Origin of the sequence: Propionicimonas sp. (assembly GCF_047606205.1) — a bacterium.
In the GTDB taxonomy this organism is placed as follows: Bacteria; Actinomycetota; Actinomycetes; order Propionibacteriales; family Propionibacteriaceae; genus Propionicimonas.
The window spans coordinates 1-3,271 of the sequence record NZ_JASGES010000176.1; the positions used below are offsets into that span (position 1 = coordinate 1).

The window sequence follows — 3,271 nt, forward strand, 5'->3', positions numbered from 1 at the left end:
CCAGGGCCGCCGGAGCGGTGCCCGACCGCAGCCGCGCCTCCTGCCCCCCGCCGAAGCCGACCGGGACCAGCCGTGTCCCACGTCGCACCACCAGCGCGCCGATCCCGACCGGACCGCCCAGCTTGTGCGCAGATGTGCTGATCAGGTCGAGGCCGCTCGCCGCGAAGTCCACCTCCAGGTGCCCGAACGCCTGTACGGCGTCGCTGTGCGCGAGGGCGCCGGCCCGATGGGCGAGGTCCGCCACCGCCGAGACCGGCTGCACGGCGCCGGTCTCGTTGTTCACCCACATCACCGAGACCAGCGCCGTCCGCGGGCCGACCAGGGACGCCGACGCGGCCAGGTCCAGGTGGCCGTTCGGGTCGACCGGGAGCACCACGACGCCGGCCCTGCGATCGCGGACGGCGGCGACGGCGGGGTGCTCGACGGCGGAGACCGCCAGCTGTGACCGTTCCTCGACCGCCACGCCCAGCAGGGCGAGGTTGTCGGCCTCGGTGCCGCCGGAGGTGAAGACGACCTCCGTCGGGTGCGCGCCGAGGTCGGCGGCCAGGGACTCCCTGGCGTCCTCGAGCGCACGCCGGGCCGCGCGTCCGGCCGCGTGCAACGAGCTGGGATTACCCGGCGTGCCCAGGAGTTCGAGCATCGCCGCGGCGGCCTCGGGCACCACGGGGCTCGACGCGGCGTGGTCGAAGTAGGTGCGCGTGGCCATCCGTCCGGCTCTCGTCCATGACCCTGAAACGTTTCCCCGAACGGTGGGTCGACGCCGGGGACAGTGCGAAGGTTAGGCCAAACTATGCTGAGCCGAGTGCCAGAGGGGAGCATCTTTGTGACGCCCACATCCGTAGCGGCGTCCGAGCAGGGGGCCACGACGCTGACGGACGCCGTCCTCGGAGCGCGCGTGCGCGACGGTGGCACCACCTTCTCGCTCTGGGCCCCACGGGCCAGCCGGATCGAACTGGTGCTGGTCGATGAGCACCGTCGGCAGACGAACCACGACCTCGCGGCGACCGGAGCGGGGGTCTGGAGCCTGCATCTGCCCGGCATCGGGGACGGCCAGCGCTACGGCTACCGCGTCCACGGCGCCTGGGCTCCGGAGAAGGGCGAGCGGTTCAACCCCGCCAAGCTGCTGCTGGACCCCTACGCCCGGGCGATCACCGGCGGCGTCGACTACTCCGGCCCGATCGCCGACCACACGCCCGAGTCGAACTTCCTGCCCGACCTGACCGACTCCTTCGCCGCCGTGCCGCTGAGCGTCGTCGTGGCCGACTCCCCGCCGCCGGCCCCCCTGCCCCGGCCGGTCCCGCTGGCGGAGATGGTGATCTACGAGACGCACCTGCGCGGCTACACCCGACAGCACCCTGCCGTCCCCGAGCACCTCCGCGGCACCTACGCGGGCATGGCCTACCCGGCCGTCGTGCAGCACCTCGTCGACCTCGGCGTGAACGCCGTCGAGTTCCTGCCCGTGCACCATTTCGTCTCCGAGCCGTTCATCGTCGGCAGGGGGCTCACCAACTACTGGGGGTACAACAGCCTGGGCTTCTTCGCCCCGCACGGGCCCTACGCCTCCTCCGACGCCGGCACCCTGGGCGGCCAGGTCACCGAGTTCAAGGAGATGGTGTCGGCGCTGCACTCCGCGGGCATCGCGGTGATCCTCGACGTCGTGTACAACCACACCGGCGAGGGCGGTCACGAAGGGCCGACGCTGAGCTTCCGCGGGATCGACCACGACGCCTACTACCGGCTCACCGACGACAAGCGCAACGACTACGACGTCAGTGGCTGCGGCAACGCCGTGGACACCTCCAACCCCGGCGTGCTGAAGCTGGTGCTCGACTCGCTGCGCTACTGGGCCGCCGACATGGGCGTGGACGGGTTCCGGTTCGACCTCGCCACCACGCTGATCCGCGACCACGCCCACCACGTCGACCAGAACCACGAGTTCAAGCGGCTGGTGGCCGCTGATCCCGTCCTGGCCGGAAAGGTGATGATCGCCGAGCCGTGGGACATGGGTCCCTACGGCTACCAGGTCGGGCGCTGGGGGCAGGACTGGGCGGAGTGGAACGACCGGTTCCGCGGCTTCGCCCGCGACTTCTGGCGTGGCGCGATCGGCGGCGTGCAGGAGCTCGCCACGCGCCTGTCCGGGTCCTCGGACATCTTCGACCACGGCGGCCGGCCGGCCACGTCGTCGGTGAACTTCGTGACCGCGCACGACGGCTTCACGATGCGAGACATCGTCACCTACGACCTCAAGCACAACGAGGCCAACGCCGAACGCAACCGCGACGGCGCCGACGACAACCGGTCGTGGAACCACGGCTACGAGGGCGAGACCGACGACGGCTCGATCGTCGCGGCCCGGCAGCGCACCACCCGGAACCTGATGGCCACGCTCCTACTCAGTGCAGGGGTGCCGATGATCCTCGCCGGCGACGAGCTCGGCCGCACCCAGGGCGGCAACAACAACGCCTACTGCCAGGACTCCCCCGTTTCGTGGGTGAACTGGCTGGCCGAGGAGGAGTGGGTCGGCCAGGAGGAACTCACCCGCACCCTGCTGAAGCTGCGTGCCGAACACCCCCTGCTGCGCAGCGACCGCTGGCGCTACCACGGCGAGGTCACCGACGACAACGGCCACGGCCTCGGCCGATCTCCGGTGGCCTGGTTCGCCGAGTCCGGCACCGAGATGACCACCGACGCCTGGCACGACATGGGGCGACGCACTCTCGGCATGTACCTGTCCGACCGCACCGAGGCGCTGCTGATCTACTTCCACGCCGGCTGGGACCCGGTCGAGATCTCGCTTCCCGGCGCACCGTGGGCGCAGGGCTACCACCTCCTCGCCCACACCGGCGTCCCCGGAGAGCTGCCCCGCCGACCGGTCGCCCCGGGACGAACGGTGACGATGCCGGCCCGGACCGTGGTCGTCCTCGCCGCAGACGTCCGCACCGGGGCCGAACTGGTGCCCGCCTCGCCGGCCACCCCCAGCGAGGACGTCACCGACTGAGCCTGACGGCGACCCGGATCGCGGTGCCCGTCGGCCCCGGGCGGCGGCGAATCCCACATTCGTCGCGCCCGCCGCGGCCTGCGGGTCCACGCAATCCCACATCCACGAAAGACCCGGTCGGTCGCCGCGGGTCCCCACCTCCCGCTCGACGAAGGCAGCCGCTAGGTTGAACTCGTGAGCGCAACCGCAAACCCGTCCCGCAGGAGCCCGCAGCGGGCGGCGGCCCGCCCGGTCGCGACGGCCCGGACGACGCCGCCCGCGCCCGCTGTGGAG

Annotated in this window: 2 protein-coding genes; one reads left to right on the plus strand and one right to left on the minus strand. The window is 71.9% G+C overall.

The features are described from left to right. On the minus strand, window positions 1-706 hold a 706-nt coding region (locus QM633_RS10900), incomplete at its 3' end, for a cysteine desulfurase family protein (protein WP_415153783.1). Between the two features lie 84 nt (window positions 707-790). Here QM633_RS10900 and glgX point away from each other — a divergent pair. Then, complete coding sequence (glgX, locus tag QM633_RS10905; protein WP_415153784.1) at window positions 791-2,998, plus strand: glycogen debranching protein GlgX; 2,208 nt, start codon at window positions 791-793, stop codon at window positions 2,996-2,998. Window positions 2,999-3,271 lie beyond the last annotated feature (273 nt).